The sequence below is a fragment of the Pontibacter fetidus genome (genome assembly GCF_010119545.1).
Classification (GTDB): Bacteria; Bacteroidota; Bacteroidia; order Cytophagales; family Hymenobacteraceae; genus Pontibacter; species Pontibacter fetidus.
Genome location: NZ_JAAEAA010000017.1, coordinates 70,850 through 89,927 on the forward strand (window position 1 = coordinate 70,850; position 19,078 = coordinate 89,927).

The 19,078-nt window shown below is 46.8% G+C and carries 18 protein-coding genes; 9 read left to right on the forward strand and 9 right to left on the reverse strand.

Annotated features, from left to right (window positions below):
* The first annotated feature begins 58 nt into the window (after positions 1-58).
* A complete protein-coding gene (locus GWO68_RS13495) occupies positions 59-1,474 on the forward strand; it encodes a thioredoxin-like domain-containing protein (protein WP_162346984.1) in 1,416 nt (471 codons plus the stop codon).
* 395 nt (positions 1,475-1,869) lie between these two features.
* Here the strand turns inward: GWO68_RS13495 and GWO68_RS13500 are convergent, their stop codons facing one another.
* From GWO68_RS13500 to GWO68_RS13515, 4 genes are all read right to left on the reverse strand, one after another.
* Positions 1,870-2,424: a DinB family protein gene (locus GWO68_RS13500; RefSeq protein WP_162346985.1), complete on the reverse strand. Its 555-nt coding sequence runs from the start codon at positions 2,422-2,424 to the stop codon at positions 1,870-1,872.
* A gap of 75 nt (positions 2,425-2,499) precedes the next feature.
* Positions 2,500-3,054: a Crp/Fnr family transcriptional regulator gene (locus tag GWO68_RS13505; protein ID WP_162346986.1), complete on the reverse strand. Its 555-nt coding sequence runs from the start codon at positions 3,052-3,054 to the stop codon at positions 2,500-2,502.
* A 21-nt stretch (positions 3,055-3,075) separates the two neighbouring features.
* The gene (locus GWO68_RS13510) at positions 3,076-4,005 is read right to left on the reverse strand and encodes an exonuclease domain-containing protein (RefSeq protein WP_162346987.1); all 930 of its coding nucleotides are present in this window, start codon (positions 4,003-4,005) and stop codon (positions 3,076-3,078) included.
* A 63-nt stretch (positions 4,006-4,068) separates the two neighbouring features.
* Positions 4,069-4,353, reverse strand: a complete 285-nt coding sequence (locus GWO68_RS13515) for an acylphosphatase (protein WP_162346988.1) — start codon at positions 4,351-4,353, stop codon at positions 4,069-4,071.
* 202 nt (positions 4,354-4,555) lie between these two features.
* Between GWO68_RS13515 and sdaAA the strand changes: the two genes are divergently transcribed.
* The 4 genes from sdaAA to GWO68_RS13535 all read left to right on the forward strand — a co-directional run bounded on the left by sdaAA (position 4,556) and on the right by GWO68_RS13535 (position 9,430).
* Positions 4,556-5,461: an L-serine ammonia-lyase, iron-sulfur-dependent, subunit alpha gene (gene sdaAA, locus GWO68_RS13520; RefSeq protein ID WP_162346989.1), complete on the forward strand. Its 906-nt coding sequence runs from the start codon at positions 4,556-4,558 to the stop codon at positions 5,459-5,461.
* A gap of 352 nt (positions 5,462-5,813) precedes the next feature.
* Positions 5,814-6,548 carry a hypothetical protein gene (locus GWO68_RS13525; RefSeq protein WP_162346990.1) on the forward strand — a complete coding sequence of 245 codons (735 nt, stop codon included), beginning with the start codon at positions 5,814-5,816 and terminating at the stop codon, positions 6,546-6,548.
* A 148-nt stretch (positions 6,549-6,696) separates the two neighbouring features.
* Positions 6,697-7,872 carry a DUF4407 domain-containing protein gene (locus GWO68_RS13530; protein WP_162346991.1) on the forward strand — a complete coding sequence of 392 codons (1,176 nt, stop codon included), beginning with the start codon at positions 6,697-6,699 and terminating at the stop codon, positions 7,870-7,872.
* A gap of 298 nt (positions 7,873-8,170) precedes the next feature.
* A complete protein-coding gene (locus GWO68_RS13535) occupies positions 8,171-9,430 on the forward strand; it encodes a pyridoxal phosphate-dependent aminotransferase (protein WP_235942065.1) in 1,260 nt (419 codons plus the stop codon).
* Between the two features lie 306 nt (positions 9,431-9,736).
* On the opposite strand, the gene GWO68_RS13540 is transcribed toward GWO68_RS13535, so the two are convergent.
* From GWO68_RS13540 to GWO68_RS13555, 4 genes are all read right to left on the reverse strand, one after another.
* Entirely contained in the window at positions 9,737-11,107 is a 1,371-nt protein-coding gene (locus tag GWO68_RS13540; protein WP_162346992.1) for a LutB/LldF family L-lactate oxidation iron-sulfur protein, read from the reverse strand.
* A gap of 221 nt (positions 11,108-11,328) precedes the next feature.
* On the reverse strand, positions 11,329-12,882 hold the full coding sequence (locus GWO68_RS13545) for a M28 family peptidase (protein ID WP_162346993.1): 1,554 nt from the start codon (positions 12,880-12,882) through the stop codon (positions 11,329-11,331).
* Between the two features lie 32 nt (positions 12,883-12,914).
* On the reverse strand, positions 12,915-13,400 hold the full coding sequence (gene ispF, locus GWO68_RS13550; protein ID WP_162346994.1) for a 2-C-methyl-D-erythritol 2,4-cyclodiphosphate synthase: 486 nt from the start codon (positions 13,398-13,400) through the stop codon (positions 12,915-12,917).
* A gap of 776 nt (positions 13,401-14,176) precedes the next feature.
* Positions 14,177-15,442 carry a M16 family metallopeptidase gene (locus GWO68_RS13555; RefSeq protein ID WP_162346995.1) on the reverse strand — a complete coding sequence of 422 codons (1,266 nt, stop codon included), beginning with the start codon at positions 15,440-15,442 and terminating at the stop codon, positions 14,177-14,179.
* A 180-nt stretch (positions 15,443-15,622) separates the two neighbouring features.
* Here GWO68_RS13555 and GWO68_RS13560 point away from each other — a divergent pair, with 180 nt between their 5' ends.
* Genes GWO68_RS13560 through ytxJ form a run of 4 tightly spaced genes read left to right on the forward strand, consistent with a single transcriptional unit; the run spans position 15,623 to position 18,587 of the window.
* Positions 15,623-17,602: an alpha-ketoacid dehydrogenase subunit alpha/beta gene (locus GWO68_RS13560; RefSeq protein ID WP_162346996.1), complete on the forward strand. Its 1,980-nt coding sequence runs from the start codon at positions 15,623-15,625 to the stop codon at positions 17,600-17,602.
* Positions 17,592-17,834 carry a hypothetical protein gene (locus GWO68_RS13565; protein WP_235942066.1) on the forward strand — a complete coding sequence of 81 codons (243 nt, stop codon included), beginning with the start codon at positions 17,592-17,594 and terminating at the stop codon, positions 17,832-17,834. The genes GWO68_RS13560 and GWO68_RS13565 overlap by 11 nt, the downstream gene beginning before the upstream one ends.
* Before the next feature lie 45 nt (positions 17,835-17,879).
* Entirely contained in the window at positions 17,880-18,212 is a 333-nt protein-coding gene (locus tag GWO68_RS13570) for a hypothetical protein (protein WP_162346997.1), read from the forward strand.
* A 27-nt stretch (positions 18,213-18,239) separates the two neighbouring features.
* Entirely contained in the window at positions 18,240-18,587 is a 348-nt protein-coding gene (gene ytxJ, locus GWO68_RS13575; protein ID WP_162346998.1) for a bacillithiol system redox-active protein YtxJ, read from the forward strand.
* Between the two features lie 19 nt (positions 18,588-18,606).
* Here the strand turns inward: ytxJ and GWO68_RS13580 are convergent, their stop codons facing one another.
* Entirely contained in the window at positions 18,607-19,017 is a 411-nt protein-coding gene (locus GWO68_RS13580; protein ID WP_162346999.1) for an OsmC family protein, read from the reverse strand.
* Between the last annotated feature and the right edge of the window lie 61 nt (positions 19,018-19,078).

Sequence of the window (19,078 nt, forward strand, 5' to 3'; positions counted from 1 at the left end):
CAAACCTTTACAACTATATCCCGGTAACTATAAACCCATCAACTACAAACTATAAACCATGCTGACAGGCCGCGTAAATGCACCCGAAATACATACAGCTCACGGTTGGCTGAACACTGACCGCGACTGGACTATAAAAGAGTTGCGCGGCAAAATTGTGTTGCTCGATTTCTGGACATTTGGCTGCATTAATTGCCAGCATATTGTGCCCGACCTGAGACGCCTGGAAGAAGAATTTGCAGATGTGTTGGTCGTGATTGGGGTGCACTCGGCTAAGTTTGATGCTGAAAAGCAGAACGAAACTATAAAACAGGCTATCCGGAAATTTGGCATAACACACCCGGTTGTAAACGATGCTGATTTTAAACTATGGGACCAGTATGGCATAAAAGCATGGCCAACTATAGTGTTGATAGACCCCAGGGGCAAAGTAGTTGGGCAACATGCCGGAGAAGGCGTTTACGACAAAGTGCAGCCTTATTTGCTGCGCTTGAAAGAGGAATTTAAAGACATCCTGAACTATGAGCCGGTGCGTTTCCACGTGGAGCAACCCGGCAACTCTACTCTGTACTTTCCATCTAAACTGATTCACGACAAAGACGGCAACATATACTTAGCAGACAGCGGGCACAACCGTATCCTCAAACTAAACCAGCAGGGGCAGCTACTGGAAACGATTGGCAGCGGCAAACAGGGCTTTACCGACGGCAACTACAGCGAGGCCACTTTTTACGAACCCCACGGGTTATCTCTCTGCGGCAACATACTTTACATCGCTGATACCAAGAACAACGCCATCCGCAAGGCAGACCTTGCCACGAAAACAGTTACCACTATAGCTGGCACCGGCGAACTCGAATATTATTTCCATGAGGATAAGCTGGGCGAGCCTGTTAACCCGAACAGCCCCTGGGATCTGCTTGTTTTTGATGACCACCTGTACATTGCCAGCGCCGGCAACCACCAGATTCTGCGCATGCACCTTGGCACCGAGCAGATAATGCGTTTTGCCGGTACCGGCCGCGAAGCACTCGCCGACGGGCCCTTACTGGAAGCTAGTTTTAACCAGCCCAGCGGCCTTACCCGCCACAATCAGTTATTATTTGTAGCCGATGCCGAGGCCAGCGCCATCCGTACTATAAACCTCGAAACAGGGCAGGTGCGCACTATAGTTGGCCACGGCTTATTTGATTTTGGTGATGAAGACGGTGCTATGGAAGATGCCCTGTTGCAGCACTGTGTAGGCCTTACCCGCATTGATAGTGATATTTACATAGCCGACACCTACAACGGTAAAATAAAAGTGCTCGACACCAGTCGCAAGCGCGTGCGTACCTTAACCGAATGCCTGCACGAACCCAACGATCTCACCTTCCTGAACGGGCAACTATGGGTAACAAGCACCAACAGCCACCAGCTTTTTAAAATAGACCTTAATACCGGCGAGAAGGAAGAAGTTATAGTTGTTGGGTGATAATTTCTTGCCACGATTTCATCCCCCTACCCCCTTCCAAGGTGGACTTTATCTGCTGACGTGAACATGCTCAAACATAATTGTCATTCTGTAAAGTCACTGATCCCGAGCTTTTCTCGGGGAATCTTGGTGGAAGGGAAGTTAAGCCTTCACTATAAACCCACAAGATCCTTTCAGGATGACAAAAAAAAGTTAAAAGTCCGGCTTTGAAGTCCCAGATCCCGGACTTGGTTCAGGAGGGGTAGGGAGATGATTACGCTAGGAGATAATATTTTTGAATTTACTGCTTCCCATAGCGCGAGCCTCCGGCCACCGTGGCTGAACCAATGGGCCGGAGGCCCCTACTATAGTTCGTTACGAGCGAGGACGCTCGCGCCATTGCTGGCCTCTTAAAACTAAGCCGCTGCTTTAACTACAGCCTGTTGCTTCACTCTCAACGCCTGTTGCACATGCCTGTCCTGGTGAGTAACTACAAACTCCAGTGTTTCGCCGATGCGCATTTTTAGCAGCTTGAAGAACTCTACAGGGATGGCTTTCTTGTTCAGGTTCGTGTTTTTGGCGGCTTGCAATAGTTGTAGCAAATCTTGCTGGTGCTTCAGAAACTCCTCTATAGTTGCCGGGCCTAACGCGCTGTTGGCGGGGTTCATGTGCTTTACCGTTTTGTGCTTTTTGCCGTTCTGCGGGCGCACCATGTCCAGCGACTTTTTGCCTAACCAACTATAGGTGATGCTTGGCACATAGTTGCCATCGGCGTTATGGGTAATGGCTTTGGCTAGGGCAGCGTTGTAGTAGCGGCTGTAGCGGTTCAGGTGCTCCAGGCACTCCAGTATGCTCCAGCTTTCGGGGGCTGGTTTATAGTTCAGGGCTGCGAGGTCCAGTGCCGAAAACTCGTTTGCTATAGTTTGCTGCAGTTGGCTGGTGGTTTGCGAAAGTTGCTCTAAAGTAGTCATAGCTTCATTGTTTTATTTTGTACACCACAAAGTTACAGCAGGTTACAGGTGCCAATCCTTGACGGGAATCAAGATTTACAGCTTCAGGCGGCTCAGCGTTTCGGGCGACATGCGCAGGTACGAGGCAATATACTTTTTAGGGATATGCTGGAACAGATGTGGGCTGCGCTGCATAACGCGTTGCAAACGCTGCTCCGGCTCCGGCAAAAGTAAGTCTACTTCGCGCTCAATTTTACCAACAAGGGCTTTCTCCAGTTGCTCGTACCAGAAACGTTTTATGTTCGGCCGTTCTTCCATTAAGTTTACAAGGTCGGTTTTGCTGATGCCCAGCAGCTCGCTCTTTTTAAGCGCCTGTATATAATACGCCGAGGGTTTGCCATCTACAAAACTAGGGAACGAGATCATCAGCGTATTCGGGTAACCAAAGCCAACACAAATTTCTTCGTCGGGGAGCGGGTAGTAAATGCGGAGGGCGCCGCTGATAACAAAGTACAAGCCCTGCTCTACCTGCCCCTGCCGTATCAGAAAATCGTAACGGTTCAGGTGCACCTGCTTCTTCCAAAGCGGCTCAAACGCAGCTATATCTTCCGGGGTGAAGTATGGGATTTGCTGGAGGAGGGTGCGGAGCATGGGAGGGTTTACTTTGATTTATCAGTTTATCAAAGTAAGAAATTCTTCTTCATATATAAGCCTAATAGTTTTACCACTTGAAATCAAGGATTCTATCTTAGCCATTTTAGAGGGGCCAGCATTAGAGCCAACAACTACAATATTTGTTTTTGCACTTATTGCTGTATTTATATCTGCACCCATACGTTGCGCAATTTTGGCAGCTTCACTACGACTGATAGATTTTAAATCTCCTGTAAAAACAAGCTTTTGATTATAGAATATACTTTCCTTATCTGCCACGTCAAGTATCGGCTTAAGTAAATTCTTTTCAATCTTTTTATCTTGATAAACTAGATCGAATGAAGACTGAGTATTTATAGAGGCTCTTTTAGAAATGATAGAGGTAAGGTCTTTATTGCTAAGTTGAAAAATTGATTTTGGCAAGAGTGGAATAGCTGAAATAGCTATCATAGCTGAAACTATAGCATCGGCTTGGCTATTATGATGTTCGAATTCTATTCCGAAATAATTAGCAATGTCTTTTAATCTATAATCTTCTAAATCCTGAAAAGCTTCTTGTGCTAGTTTATGAGAGCAGATATATCTGAAGTTGGGATGGGGTAAATTGTATAAATCTAAAGTTTGTGTCAGGGCACTAATGTCGAAATCGGCATTATGGGCAACCAATATCTCATCTTGGAATATAGGTTCTAGACTAGGCCACAAATCACAGAATTCTGGCTGTGAGGCAACAGATTCATCATTAATTTTATGAATGTCCACATTTATGGCAGAAAACCTCAGTTCCTGCGGTTTTACAAGGATACTATTCGATTCTATAATTTCACCTTTACGAACTCTTGCATATCCGATAGAACAAATGCTTGCTCTCTTTTCATTTGCAGTCTCAAAATCTACTGCAGTAAAGTTAAGCTCAGAAAGTAAGTCAAGTATGTGGTTTGGTTTCATAGGTTACATATTTTATTGTATAATAAATATATAAAATAAAATATGAATTGCAATGTAAAGCTGTTACCGCCGCTGCTCAAACTTCTCAAACCCAGCTAAATCATCCAGCTCCTTCACTTCCACTTTCTCAACCCTTGCGCGGCTTGGACCTTTGTGTGCCCAGGCTTCCAGTTGTTTTATCGTTTCGGGTTTGCCTTCGGCTTCCAGGTAAACGGTTCCGTCGGGCTCGTTCTGCACAAAACCGGTCAGGCGTAATTCCTCGGCTTTCTCCTGGGTGCTGGCCCTGAAAAACACGCCCTGCACTTTCCCGAATATCTTCATAGACACATGTTTATAGTTGCTGCTCATAGTTTATAGTTGTAGCTGGTAATATTGATGAGTAACGCAGGAAGAAACAGCTGGTTTGCGTAAACAGTATGTAGGGCTGCTCCGAACAAAACCGTCCTGCACTATTGTTATAGTATAGGCGCAAACTATAGGGCGTTCCTGAAAAATGCTTTATCTTTAACGCCCTGCTGCTCAGGTGGCAGGTATATAAAAAGAAATACGTATGTCATTATTATTCAACGACTTTAAAAGCTGGCAAAAGCATTGCGCTGAAACCGGCGATCCATTATATCAGCCTGTACTCGAATACGAAATTGAGCAGAAAGGCCGCACCGAAGAATTTATCTGGGAAAACATTGCCAAAGCCTACGAAGTGATGAAGGATGCCGTAAAGACCGGCCTCACCGAAAACATGACGTCGCGCTCGGGTATGGTGAACAATGGCGCTAAAAAAGTGGCCAACTCGCCGGTTACGGTATTGTCGCCCGAGTTCCAGATGCTGGTGTCGCGGGCCTTAGGCGCTAAAGAAGTGAACTCGTGCATGGGCCGCGTGGTGGCTGCCCCTACGGCGGGTGCATCGGGTATTTTGCCGGGTGCCTTTACTACCCTGCAAGACCTGCATGGTCTGGAAGACAGAAAGATACACGAAGCTTTGCTGGTTGCTGCCGGCATAGCTTTAATTATAGAACAGAATGCCTCTTTGGCGGGCGCTGTAGGCGGTTGCCAGGCCGAAACGGGTAGCGCTGCTGCCATGGCTGCCGGTGGTATAGTTTACTGCCTGGGCGGAGATGTGCAGCAGGTGTTTAATGCCGTAGCTATAACTATACAGTGTATGCTTGGCCTAGTGTGCGACCCGGTGGCCGGCCTTGTTGAAGTGCCTTGTATTGTGCGTAATGCCAGTGCGGCCGCTATTGCTTATTCATCGTCGCAGTTGGCCATTGCCGGCGTTGACCCGGTTATACCGGTAGACCAGTGTGTGGCAGCCCTCGGCGAGGTAGGCGAAAGCATGGAACGCAAATACAAAGAAACTGCCGAAGGCGGACTAGCCAATACCCCACGCGCCCGCGAGATAGAAAACTTTGTACTGGTGCAGGATGTAGAAATATTGCCTGACGAAGACGCTGTATAGTTTGGGAGTTTAGGAGTTAGAGAGTTTAAGAATTGAAAGGGTAGAGAGCCGGTGTGGTTGTCTGCCCTTTTTTATTTTACAGGTAAGGCAACTGTTTTTATAGTTTAGTACTCTTTGTAATAGAAAGTTATAGTTCCTTATTGTCATTTCGAATGAAGTGAGAAATCTTATACAGCTTCTGAATGGGACAAATAAGATCCCTCAAAGCTACACTGGCTTTTTTCGACTCGCGTCTAAAGAGTGTTCGGTATGACAGAGAAAAATTCCCCTCCTCGGAGGGGTTAAGGGTGGGTTTGTATTTTACCCGAAAGTCATCCTAACTATAGAACTAATCAACACTAACTATAAAACAATGAAAAAGTACCTGTTACTCACTTCGCTGGCGGGCGCGCTGGTGTTTGCTTCCTGCTCAGTGCCGCCAATGGCTCTGGAGTCGTCTTTTAAGCAGCAGGCCGAGGAATTGCCCGTAGAAGGGCGTAAGGTTTTTAAACCGAATGGCAGCTTTACAATTGGAAATTACACAGTGGCAAATGTAAAGCGCGGATGGGTAAACATGAGTGGTTTTTCGATCTTCAGTTACAACAATGTTAAGGCAAGCCAGCAGTACCAGTTCAGTTTACAGACTGGGCAGGGCAACAATTGGTACGTATTCGGGGCAAGCCAACTGCAGCACAAATCACTTAAAGATAATACCGGAATAACGATAGAAGTAGCCCCGAACATGGAGTATTATGCCAGCCATTTTACATCTCCGGAAAGCGGGCAATGGCATTTACTTACCGTGGACCCACGCCATTACCTGGAACGCAAAAAGTTTGAGGGCGAACTATCCAACGGAACAACTACTTTTACAATAGCCCCGGTTTATAAATTCGAGGGCAAGTCGATGCCGATGGCTGAGATAATAGGGTACGAGTTTAGGGAAGCGGAAACTATAGTTGGTGCGGTGCAGGTCATAAATAACGGTCACGTATGGCTAAAGCCCGAATTAACACCAGATAGCCGAATGGTGTTGGCCAGCGCCATGGCCTCGCTGCTGCTCTACGAAAAGCTAAACGAAACCGTAGAAAATACTGCCAACAACTGATCTGAGAAGCTTTAACTATAGTTGTGTTTTTTTTGATGACTCCAGGTTATATAGTAGGCTTAAAAGTATAAAAGTCAGTAACTTGCAGGCTCAAATACAACCGGCGGCAACTAAGGGCCGGTTTTTAGCAGTACGGGTACTTTTTTACATGAAAAATTTCTTTTGGTGGTGCGCCGGAGCCGACGATACCATTCTTGAAAAATGCTCTAAATCGGAGCACACAAAATATGCCGGCGTAGGCGCTACCGTATTTTTTACGGGCGTGCTGGCCAGCATTTCGGGCGGTTATGCGCTTTATACCGTTTTCGACTCTGCAGTAATGGCTGTGGCCTTCGGGTTGCTCTGGGGCATGGTCATCTTCAACCTCGACCGTTTTATAGTTTCTACCATCCGCAAAGAGGGCCGCTTCTGGAAAGAGCTGTTGATGGTTACCCCACGCATACTGCTGGCGCTGGTGCTGGCCGTTGTAATCTCAAAGCCACTCGAGCTAAAGATTTTTGATAAGGAGATTCAGGCTATACTTAAAGAGAAGCAGGCTGAACTGGCCATTCAACATAAAGCTTTGGTAGGTAAACAGTTTGCCGAAGTAGATTCTGTAAAGTCTGAGATTACCGCCATCCGTGCCGAGATTGAAGCCAAGATAAAGGAACGCAACAAACTATACGAACTGGTAGCTGCCGAATCGGATGGTACGGGTGGTACCGGCAAAGTTGGTAAAGGCCCTATTTACGAAGAAAAAAAGCGCCAGTACGATAAAGTAGACGAAGAATTGAAACTGCTGCAAGCCAGCGCTGCCGACAGGATTCTGGTAAAAGAAAAGCGAATAGCTGACCTGATGAAGAACCAGGATAAAGTAGTTGCCGAAGGACAGGCAAGTTTTGAGAATTACGATGGACTGATGGCGCGCATTGATGCGCTGAATAAACTGCCATGGTTGCCAGTGTTTTTTATTACCCTGCTGTTCATTTGTCTCGAAACGGCCCCGATCTTTACCAAACTCATCACCAACAAAGGGCCTTACGACGATATTCTGAAAGGTGTGGAACATGAACGCACCACCCAGGAAATGCAGCGGGTAGCTGAGCGCCAGAAGCAGTTCGACCTGAAGCAAACTATAGCCGAAGCCAAGTTTGCAGCCCGCCAGGAGTTTGAGATAGAAGCCAAGCGCGAAGAGGAAAAACTGAAATCGGATGCACACCTGGATACCGTCCGCGAATCGGCAGCTGTCTGGAAACACCGTAAACTGGCTGATATAAACCGCAGCCCCAACACCGCCGCCGAAATACTGAACGACGGCGAAGAGAACGGCTACTATAAGTGGTAAATCTGGTGTTGTAGAATCATCCCCCTACCCCCTTCAAAGGGGGACTTTTATCAGCAAACGTAAAAACGATTTTTGAATTACGCATTGCTGACCGTCCCCCTTTGAAGGGGGCAGGGGGATGATGACTACAGTAGGTGAACCTTTGCTAGTGCTCGCGCCATATAGTTTAAACTATGAACAACCGCCCGGATAAGTATAACAGCTTGCCCGGGCGGTTTGCTTTTACAGGTTTTTTGCTGGCAATGTAGGCTATACTTTTCCGGAAATCGTAACTTGCAGTAACCAAACCCAAAGTAGCATGACCGTTTCAAAAATGGCGCAAAACCTGATCGGCTCCGAAATTATAAAGGTAGCTGGTGAGGTAAACTCCATGATCGCACGTGGAGAACAAATCTGTAACCTGACCATCGGGGATTTTGACCCCAGCATTTACCCCATTCCGGAAGAACTGAAGGAAGGTATAACCAAAGCCTATAACGAAGGACACACTAACTACCCGCCTGCAAATGGTGTGGCCGTGCTGCGCAAAGCAGTAACCGAATTTACAGAGGATAAGTTGGGCCTGAAGTACCCGGAGAATGATATACTGGTAGCAGGTGGTTCGCGCCCGCTGATCTATGCTACGTACCTGGCCCTGGTTGACCCGGGCGATAAAGTGGTTTTCCCGACGCCATCCTGGAACAATAACCACTATTGCCATTTGTCTGGTGCAGTGCCTGTAATGGTGGAGACCCGTGCCGAGAACAACTTTATGCCGACTGCTGCTGATGTAGCTCCACACCTGAAAGGCGCTACCATGCTGGCCTTGTGCTCTCCGCTAAACCCGACGGGCACCATGTTCTCCAAAAAAGATCTGCAGGAAATATGCGACCTGGTAATAGAAGAAAATAAAAGCCGCAAAGAAGGCGAAAAACCACTATACATACTATACGACCAAATCTACTGGATGCTGACCTTCGGCACTGAACACCAGCACTTCGACCCTGTAAACCTGCGCCCTGAGCTACGCGAGTATGTGATCTATATCGATGGGATTTCGAAAAGCTTTGCAGCAACGGGTGTGCGCGTTGGTTATGCCTATGGCCCGGCTATAGTGATGGATAAAATGAAAGCTATACTTGGCCACGTGGGCGCCTGGGCACCAAAAGCCGAACAAATAGCTACTGCCGAATATCTGAAGCAGCCAGACAAAGTGAATATCTTTATGGAGGGTTTGAAGCACAGGATACAGGATAGCCTGGACGTGCTTTACAAAGGTTTTAAAGACTTGAAAGCAGATGGTTTTGCTGTAGATGCCATAGAGCCGATGGGTGCCATTTACCTGTCCGTTAAGATGGATCTGGCTGGCAAAACAACTCCTGCTGGAGACCTGCTGCAAACTAGTAAAGATATAACCTTCTATATACTTTCAGAAGCTAAGCTGGCTGTAGTACCGTTCTCTGCTTTCGGGTCAGCACCAGATCTTAACTGGTTCAGACTTTCAGTAGGTGGTGCTTCATTAGAGGAAATTAAAAACTCGCTTAACAGATTGCGTACTGCACTTGAGAAACTGAAGTAAGTATAAATCGATTAAAGTATAAACAGCAACGGCCTGCTAACTATAGTAGGCCGTTGCTGTTTTCAATGCCAATTCATGGCGCGAGCGTCTTCGCTCGTGACTTGCTATAGTTGGGCCTCTGGCCCGCTAAGATTGTAGATTAGATCAGCTATACTTACCTACTGTGGCCGGAGTCCACCCTATATTAAACACGAGCGAAGACGCTCGCGCTATAGATGCTATAGGTATAGACTATAAAAAAGAACGGCCTGCTATAGTTAAGCAGGCCGTTCTTTTTTATAATTTGTTGTACTAACAATTCAACAATTACTTCCTTTCCTTCCAAAGTTGGTTAAAAGACTTTGGTGCCACTTTTAGTGGTTCGCGGCGTTTGCTCCAGGTATCTTTCTGTACATATTTCAGTACATAATTTTTGATGCCGGCTGGTGCCATATTCATTAGTTTGCGGCTTTTCATGGCTTTTAACCAGAACTTAAAGGCTGTTTTTTCCTGCTTATCGGCAAGGCCCATGTCAACGCTTTGCTTACGGTTTAGCAGCAGCAGGTTGTGTATGTTTATTTTAACCGGGCACACCGAGGTACAGGCTCCACACAGCGAACTCGCAAAGCTCAGGTGTTTGTTTTCGGCCATGCCGCTAAAGTGTGGCGTTAGTACCGAACCGATTGGGCCGCTATAAGTGCTCTCGTAGGTATGGCCACCGATGTTCTTGTAAACCGGGCAAATGTTAAGGCAGGCACCACAACGGATACAGTTTAACGCTTCACGCCTGTCAGGTTGTGCCATCAGTTCAGTACGGCCGTTATCCAACAGAATAACATACATCTCTTCCGGGCCATCCTTCTCGTTTGGCTGACGCGGACCGGTAAAAATGGAGTTATAAACTGTTACATTTTGCCCGGTTCCGCTGGTGCTGAGTAGTGGCCAGAAAAGGTCCAGGTCCATAATAGACGGTAACATCTTCTCGATACCAACTATAGCAATGTGCGTTTTCGGGAAAGTGGTTGATAAGCGGGCATTTCCTTCGTTTTCGGTTACACAAACGCCACCAACATCTGCCAGCAAAAAGTTACCACCGGTTACGCCTACCTCAGCAGAAGTATACTTGTCGCGCAGCAAGCGGCGGGCTACACCTACCAGTTCCTGGGCATCGTCGGTGGGGGTAATGTTAAGCTTGCGCACAAACAGCTCGGCAATATCTTTTTTAGACATGTGCATAGCCGGTGTTACAATGTGGTAAGGGCGCTGTTCGGCCAACTGCACAATGTACTCGCCAAGGTCGGTTTCCACCACTTCCACGCCGTTCTTCTCCAGGAACTCGTTCATGTGTATTTCCTCTGTTATCATCGATTTAGACTTAACAACAGATTTGGCACGTTTACGCTTCATGATCTCGCCAATCTCTTTTAAAGCCTCCTGCGCATCGCGTGCCCAGATAACCTTACCGCCGCGGGCTGTAAAGTTGGCTTCAAACTCCATCAGGTACTTATCCAGGTCCTTAATGGTGTTGGTTTTGATATAAGAGGCACGCTCGCGGGCGAGTTCGTGATCAGAATATTGGGTGAGGCCACGCTGCACAGCGGCATTATACTTACCGATGTTAAACTTTATAGTGGCGCGGTGATTAGGGTCGAATGCTTTCGTTTCTGAATCGAGCAGAAACTGTTTTAATTTACTCATAACTATTTCGCCTACTGTATTGGCTGGTTTATAGTTGCCTGAACTATAAAAAAGAAAACCCTTAAAGTTAGAAAGTTAAAAAGTTAGAAGGTTAGAAAGTTTTAAGTTTTAAAGAATCAAGGAGAAAAACTATAGTTAACGAGGTACTAACTATAATTTCAACCTCAATCCTTCTCTAACTTTTTAACTCTCTAACCTTCTAACTTCTAAACTATAAAAGTCTACTTTTTATTGCTGTCTACAACTATGCGGTTGTCGCGGTTGGCGAGCTCCCAGGTAGTATAAAAGGCAAGGCGGGCTACTTTTTCAGCGCTGTCGAACAATATCTTGTCTACTGAGTCGCTTGGTTTGTGGTAATCGGCGTGCACACCGTTAAAGTAGAAAATGATCGGAATGCCGTGCTTTGCGAAGTTATAGTGGTCTGAACGGTAGTAGAAACGGTTCGGATCGTTCTCGTCGTTATACTTATAGTCCAGCTTCAGGTTTGTATACTTCTGGTTGGCTTCCTCGTTTATTTTGTGCAGCTCCGAAGACAGTTTATCTGACCCGATCACATAAATATAGTTGCTGTCGTTCTGCTTCTCATAATCAAAATCCATTCTTCCGATCATGTCAATGTTTACGTCAGCAACTGTGTTAGCCAGCGGGAACACCGGGTTTTCAGAATAATACTCAGAGCCAAGCAAACCTTTTTCTTCGGCAGTTACCGTCATAAACAAGATGCTGCGGCGTGGGCCATAACCAGCTTGTTTTGCTTTGGCAAATGCCTCGGCCAGCTCAATTACCGCTACCGTACCAGAGCCATCGTCGTTGGCACCGTTAAAGATCTTGTCATCGCCTTCTGCGTCTTGCTCTATCCCCACGTGGTCGTAGTGTGCGGTTACCAAAACCACCTCATCCTTTTTGTCAGAGCCTTCTATAAAGCCCAATACGTTTTCGGTTGGTAGTGGTGTAGTGTTGCGCTGCGTTAAGATCTTAACATCGGTGGCAGGCTTGTAGGTAGTAGCCGTAGCAGAAAGTTTAGCTGGCGTAGTGCCTAAAATAGCAGCGCCCAATGCTGGTGAGGCCATAAACGTGGTAGTGCGACGACTGTTGGTTTTGCCAGGTAACGAAATTGAGGCCTGGCGCAAACGACTAGCGTAGCGCTGGTTCATCATGGTAAAAGCGTCTGGGGCAAGTACATACATTACGCTGGCTGCTTCAGCTTTACGGGCAAGCTGTCCCAGGTCATTCATTTTCTTTTCAGCCTCCATCAGGTTTGTAACCATCGTTACCAGCATTTTGCCTTTCAGGCTGGCGGTATCAATGGCGGCGTTATCGGCAATAAATACCGGGGTAGCGCTCTGCTCCGTGGTGTAGATAGAAGAACCCATCGGGAAGAAATCCTGCATCATGGTAAACTTCTTGTTGCCAACCATAACGTAACCGTCGCCCCATGTGCCTTTCTCGAGGTTAAATGTCTGGTAATACGGGCTGGTGCCTTCAGCTTTCACAGGTCCCATCAGGCCATCTTCCCTGAACTCGCGGGCAATGTATTCGGCAGCCATTTTCTGGCCTTTTTCGCCTGTGTTACGTCCTTCGTAAGCATCTGAGGCAAGTATAGTCAGGTGTTTAGACAGGTCAGCGGCAGTTATTGTCTGGCCATAGGTGGTGGCTGCAGCGCGCAGTTTTTCGGCGTCGGTAACAGGGCCTTTAGCGGTTGTTGAGTTGGTTGAGGCGCAACCCGAAGCAAGCAGCGCAGCCAGCACAAAACCGTAGGTGTGGAGATGTTTCATGTTTCTGAGGTGAAAATTAAAAGTTAGGTCAGTTATTGTTTGATGATAAGAACAGTTGCAAAAGCGGCAACGCCTTCTTTTTTACCCACAAAGCCCAGGTGTTCGGTAGTAGTTGCCTTAATAGAGATATCGTGTTCCGGAATACCCATTACCTTTGCCAGGCAGGCTTTCATTTCCGGGATGTGCGGGTTTACCTTAGGCTCCTGCAGGCAAATGGTAGAATCGATGTTGCCAATTTCGTAGCCTTCGCGGGCGAGCAGGTGCACCACTTCTTTTAGTAAAATCTTACTGTCGATGCCTTTATATTGTGGGTCTTTGTCTGAAAAATGGAAACCGATGTCGCGCATGTTGGCAGCACCTAGCAGGGCATCGCAGATAACATGTACCAATACGTCGGCATCGGAGTGGCCAAGTGCGCCATGTGTATGTGGAATTTTAATGCCGCCTAGCCAGAAGTCAAGTCCTTCCTGCAGCTGGTGCACATCGTAACCGAAACCGGTTCTGATCTTTAATTTCATAGGTATAGGTAAGCGCTTATAGTTAAGCGAAGTGTCGTAAAAGTAAATCTAATCGAAAAATACGATTTTGCTATAGTATAGGTATGGTTTCTTTGACATTTGCCATCTGGTAAGGTTTAATATAGTGGTTATCTATTTAATCACATCTTACCACATCCCGGGACACTATCACCTTACTCAGCCCTTTCCTGCCAGGAGATGGAGTTTTTATGCCTTTACCAATTCACAAACTATAGTTCTATAGTTACAGCCTAAGATCGGACAGGTCGCGACCTGTCCCTACGGAATTATAGCCACGATCAATGTCGACGCGAGCAAGTTCAACTATAGATGCAGGTCAATAGTAGAAAGATCGCAGTCTTTGGGTTGAGCGCCTTTGACTTGTTGCGGTGGCGTAGCCAACACGAGGCACGAGTGTGGCAAGAAGGCAGCAGCGCGATGCCCGAAGGCGGGGCCTCCCGGCCGTGAGGGCACCAAAGCTAGATTGAAACGATAGGTGACTAAAGCTCCCAGGAATACAAGAAGTTTGAAAGGAAGGCTTGGTTCAGATAGCAAGTAATGTCAACTATAAGACACATAAGATTCCTCGACTATGCTCGGAATGACAATTGATCAACTATACCATTAGACGCTAGCAGGAGCTGCGCACGCTGCTAGGTCTGGAAACGACAATTTGAAATAAGAGATTTCTTTTTTCGTCGAAATGACAAAAAAGTAAAATATAAAAGCGTGCAAATCTATGACCCGCACGCTTTTATACTATTGGTAACTATAACTTATACTTCCTCCGTTACTTCCTTCTCTTTCTTTTCTGCCTTATAAAGCAGTGTAGAGCAGTTATTTGGGTCAAGTATTTCTCTGGCGCAACGCTGGATATCAGCAGGTGTTACGGCTTGTATCTTTTCGCCTTCGGTGTTTACAAAGTTGGCATCGCCCAGTAGTTTACCATACGCCAGGTTCATGGCGCGGTTCAGCAATTCTATCTCAGAGAATACCAAACTGGTTTCTGCCTGGTTCTTTACTTTGTTCAGCTCTTGCTCCTCCACCAGCGTATCCATCAGTTCCTGGTTTATTTTCTCAATGGCAGTGTTGGCTTCCTGCAGGTCTACGCCTTCATTCAACTTGCCTTGTATGATCAGTAAGCCTGGCTCTATACTTCCGGTAACCGATGCCGAAATTGAATTGAATAACTTCTGCTCTTTTACCAACTGCTCATATAACCTACTCGACTTGCCACGGCCCAGGATATCGCTGATCAGGTCGATCGCATAATAATCCGGATGGTTGCGGTGTGGCATGTGGTAGGTTTTGTAGATGGCGCTGAGTGGTACATCAGCTGTAGTTTCGAGCACGCGCGGTTCGGTTTGCTTGGGCTCGTATGGTATCTGTCGAGTATACTTTTCGCCGGCTGGTATCGGGCCAAACCATTTTTCGGTCAGCTCTTTGGCATGCTCAAAGGTGATGTTACCTGCTACTACCAAAATAGCGTTGCTTGGCGAATAATGCTTTTTATGGAATGCCTTCACGATGTCCATGGTAGCATCTTCGATGTGCTTGATCTCTTTACCTATAGTTGCCCATTTGTACGGATGGTTTTTATAAGCCAGCGGGCGTAGTTTCAGCCACACATCGCCGTAAGGTTGGTTCAGGTAAGTTTGTTTAAATTCTTCTACTACTACTTTGCGCTGCACCTCCAGTCCATTTTCGCTAAAAGCCAGGTCCATCATGCGGTCCGACTCCAGCCAGAAACCGGTTTCTATGTTTTGTGCCGGCAACGACAGGTAGTAATTGGTAATGTCCGGGCTGGTAAAGGCGTTGTTCTCGCCGCCTACACGCTGTAAGGGCTCGTCATACACCGGTATGTTTTTAGACCCACTAAACATCAGGTGCTCAAACAAATGGGCAAAACCCGTGTGTTCTTCCACTTCATCGCGCGAGCCTACATCGTACAGCACATTTAAAACTGCCATCGGCGAGGTATGGTCTTCGTGCACGATCACGCGCAACCCGTTATCAAGCGTAAATTCTTTAAACTGTATCATATCTTAATTGTTAAATTGCCTGATGGTTAAATTGTTATTCTCTGACGTACCTTTTTCAACCATTTAACAATGCAGCCATTTAGCCATAAATAGAAACAAAAGTATAAATTAGCGACATATTTTTTAGCTTCGCCTAATATACTAACTTGCCTACCTATAACGAAGTTTCCAATTTCTGAGATGAACTATAACCGCAAAGAATATTCCGAGGACGAACTGATCGCTCTTTACAAAGGCATACTTAAGCCCCGCATGATAGAAGAGCGCATGCTCGTGCTGTTACGCCAGGGCAAAGTAAGCAAGTGGTTTTCCGGCATTGGTCAGGAAGCTATTTCTGTAGGGTCGGCGATGGCGTTGGAACAGGATGAATATATACTGCCATTGCACCGCAACCTGGGAGTTTTTACAAGCCGCAATGTGCCTTTAGATAGATTGTTTGCACAGTTCCAGGGTAAGAAGACTGGTTTCACCAAAGGTCGCGACCGTTCTTTCCACTTCGGGTCAAACGAACACCACATTGTAGGCATGATCTCGCACCTTGGCCCGCAACTGGCAGTAGCCGATGGTATAGCTTTGGCCGACCTGCTGGATAAAAAAGAAAAAGTAACGCTGGTGTATAGTGGCGATGGCGGAGCTTCGGAAGGAGATTTCCATGAGGCGCTGAACGTAGCGGCGGTGTGGGGCTTGCCGGTTATTTTCATGATCGAGAATAACGGGTATGGATTGTCTACGCCAAGCAACGAGCAGTTTAAATTTAAGCAGTTTATAGATAAGGGCCCTGCTTACGGCATGGATGCCCTACAGATAGATGGCAACAACCTGCTGGAGGTATACCATACGGTAAAACAAACGGCTGCCAGCATGCGCAAGAACCCGCGCCCAGTTTTAATTGAGGCCATGACCTTCAGGATGCGCGGCCACGAAGAAGCCAGTGGAACCAAGTATGTGCCGCAGGAGCTGTTCGAGAAATGGGCGAAGAAAGATCCGGTGGAGAACTATGAAAAGTACTTGCTGGATGAACTTATACTTACCCCGAAGGCTGTAGAAACTATACGCGAAGAGCTGAAAGCCGAAATTGAAGAAGGCCTGCAGACAGCTTTTGCCACGCCAATGCCTGTTGCCAACCGCCAGGAAGAAATTGCCGACATGTATAAACCATATGTGCAGCAGCCTGTAGCGCCAGCATCAAGTGCAAAAACTGAAAAACGTTTTGTAGATGCGATCTCAGACGGGTTGCGCCAAAGTATGGAGCGTTACCCGGAACTGGTGCTTATGGGCCAGGACATTGCCGAATATGGTGGCGTTTTCAAGATAACAGAAGGCTTTGTAGATAAATTCGGGAAAGAGCGCGTGCGCAACACCCCGCTTTGCGAGTCGGCTATACTTGGTATTGGACTGGGCATGTCTGTTAAAGGCAAAAAGAGTATGGTAGAAATGCAGTTTGCCGATTTCGTGAGTGTGGGCTTTAACCAGATCGTGAATAACCTGGCCAAAAGCCATTATCGCTGGGGCCAGCACGCCGATGTGGTAGTTCGTATGCCAACAGGTGCCGGCACAGCAGCAGGCCCGTTTCATTCGCAAAGTAACGAAGCATGGTTCTTCCACACGCCTGGTTTAAAAATTGTTTACCCATCGTCGCCGTACGATGCCAAAGGTTTACTGAATGCCGCCATCGAAGATCCAAATCCGGTAATGTATTTCGAGCACAAGCTACTGTATCGCTCTATTTCGCAGGAGATTCCGGATGATTACTATACAATAGAGATTGGCAAAGCTAAAACAGTAGCCGAAGGCGACGATATATCGATCATTACTTATGGTATGGGCGTGCATTGGGCCAAGCAACTGCAGCAGGAAATGCCGGAGATCAGCTTAGAAATTCTGGACCTGCGCTCGCTGCTGCCTTGGGATAAAGAAGCTGTAAGAAATACTGTAGCCAAGACCGGCCGCGTTATTATACTACACGAAGACACCTTAACGGGCGGTATCGGTGGCGAAATTGCTGCCTGGATTGGCGAAAACTGCTTTGAGCACCTGGATGGGCCAGTGGCACGCGTTGCCAGCTTAGATACTGCCATACCGTTTGCGCCCCCACTGGAGGCAGAGTTTTTGCCAAAGCAGCGATTACGTGAAAAAGTAGAAGCCATACTTGCGTACTAATAACATAACTACCACTTCGGCCATGACCTATAACCGCATTTTTTACCTTGTTTTAATAAGCATAACACTTTCGGTAGCTACAGGCTGTGGTAAAAAAGGGATACCGTGCCCGTCGCCGAATGGCAAAAGTGTGAAGGTATCTGCCAAAGGCGCTGGTAACATGGAAGCCATTAAGGTATCAACCAACAAGAACGGACTGGTACAGAAGCGTAAGAAATTTTTGTTCTTCTAAACTATAGCTGCGTAAACTATAGCAGTGTAAACCGAAAGGAGGCGTATGATGCAAGTATTTACAAAATGGGTTCTGTGCTTTTTTATAATATTGTTTGTAGGGTTGGCTCCCGCTTTGGCGCAGATACAGGCAAAGAGCATAGAGCGGCAGAAAAAAGAGCAAAAGCGTTTCCTGAAAGAAGCTGAAAGAACCGAGTCTGATTACAAAGCAACTCACCTGAATACCAGTGCTTATACTTTTAAGCGAGGCGAGGCTGCCCGCAAACGTGTAAGCAAACGTGATGAGCGCCGCCAGTATAAGTTTGACGAAGCCGGAAATCCGCAGAAAAAGAAGACAATCTTCCGGAAGAAGGCAACCAAGAAACAGGCAGGCGGGTAAAAATCACCAAACACTTAAATTCCGAAAATGAACTGGCACCCTCTGAACAGCACCGAACAGTTAGATAAGATACTGGAAGAATCGAAACACACGCCTGTGGTAATTTTTAAACACAGCACCTCATGCTCGATAAGCGCTACGGCCAAAAGCCGCCTGGAGCGCCAATGGGATGGCAAAGGCCTGGACCACGTAAAACCTTATTACCTGGATCTGCTGGCGTATCGTCCGGTATCAAACGAAATAGCCGAGGTATTGCATGTGCAGCATCAGTCGCCGCAGTTATTATTGGTGCAGGATGGCATGTGTACCTACGATGCTTCGCATTTAGGCATTAATCTGGATGAAATGAAGAAAAAAGTTGCTGCTTCTAACTAAAGAGGCAGCAACTTTCGTTTTAGTTCTGATAGATAAAACTTACCGTTTGCTTTATTTCCGGGTGAAGGCTTAGCGCTACCGGGCAGGTGCGTGCCGCGTTCTCCAACAAAGCTTTTTCTTTTGCAGTATAGGCTATAGCCGGCATTTTAAACGTAAGCACTACTTCACCGATGCGGCGCGGGTCTGCCACCATTATTTTAGTGGTTTCGATCTCCATGCCCTCAATGGCGATGTTGTTGCGCTCGGCTACAATGCCCATGATGGTCATCATGCAGCTGCCAAGTGCGGCGCAAACAAGGTCTGATGGCGAAAATGCTTCGCCGCGGCCATTGTTGTCTACAGGGGCATCGGTAATAATGGTATTGCCGGAGGCTACGTGTTGGGCTTCTGTACGTAAGTTGCCCTGGTATTTATTTTGGATAGTTGCCATGTAAGTATAAGATTTGAATAAAGCGTGAATTTACTTACTTTTAAACAAACTCTAAATTAAT